This window comes from Aeromonas sp. ZOR0002, from assembly GCF_963866995.1.
Classification (GTDB): Bacteria; Pseudomonadota; Gammaproteobacteria; order Enterobacterales; family Aeromonadaceae; genus Aeromonas; species Aeromonas caviae.
On sequence record NZ_CAWMFQ010000209.1, the window covers coordinates 1 to 693 of the forward strand.

The window sequence follows — 693 nt, forward strand, 5'->3', positions numbered from 1 at the left end:
GCCGCTGGCGACCAGGTGCAAGGACATCGGCTTCTCCCTCTATGAGGGGGAAAGCCTCGGCTGATCCCCGGCCATCATGGCGCGTTCGACCGCCATGATGGCGCCTTCTCCCCTCTCCCCTCGCCGTCCCCTGGCCTATGCTGGCTCCTCCATCCCCCCTGTCAGGAGCAGACCATGCACCACACCGAACGATTGAAAGCCTGCCTGCAGCGCGTCATCTGCGATCCCGCCTTCCCCCTGGCGGAGCTCGACGACTGGTTCACCCCCGACTACTGCCAGGAGGTGAACGGCGAGCGGCTCGACTACCCGGCGTTTCACCAGCACATCGCCACACTGCGCCGCCATCTGGCCGGGGCGAGCATCGAGTTTGTCTCCACCCTGGCGCAGGGGGAGCGGGTGCACTCGACCCATGTGGTACGGGCCACCCGCCAGGACGGCGGCACCCTGGTCTGCAAGGTGAGCGGCCTCTTCACCTTTCGCGGCGATCGGATCTGCCATACCGACGAGGTGACCTGTCTGCTGGCAGGCAGCAAGGAGGATGCGGATATCGGTTCGCGGCGCTGACTGCCGGCAACCCGCAGACACCGCCATGGCGGGCAGGAAGGCAGACAATGCGCCCTCAGGCCGCCGATTCGCGCCGGGCGAGGCGCTGGAGGGCGCGGGACAAGGCGCCGGGATCCTCGTAGCCGAGCC

1 protein-coding gene is annotated in these 693 nt (G+C 68.0%); it reads left to right on the top strand.

Annotated features, from left to right (window positions below; all coding sequences use genetic code 11):
* Positions 1 to 174 precede the first annotated feature (174 nt).
* Positions 175 to 564 carry a nuclear transport factor 2 family protein gene (locus AACR77_RS12435; RefSeq protein WP_042881919.1) on the top strand — a complete coding sequence of 130 codons (390 nt, stop codon included), beginning with the start codon at positions 175 to 177 and terminating at the stop codon, positions 562 to 564.
* Positions 565 to 693 lie beyond the last annotated feature (129 nt).

Bases quoted from the DNA above. Each gene is read 5' to 3' on its own strand.
- AACR77_RS12435 (WP_042881919.1), top strand. From the start codon at position 175: ATGCACCACACCGAACGATTGAAAGCCTGCCTGCAGCGCGTCATCTGC.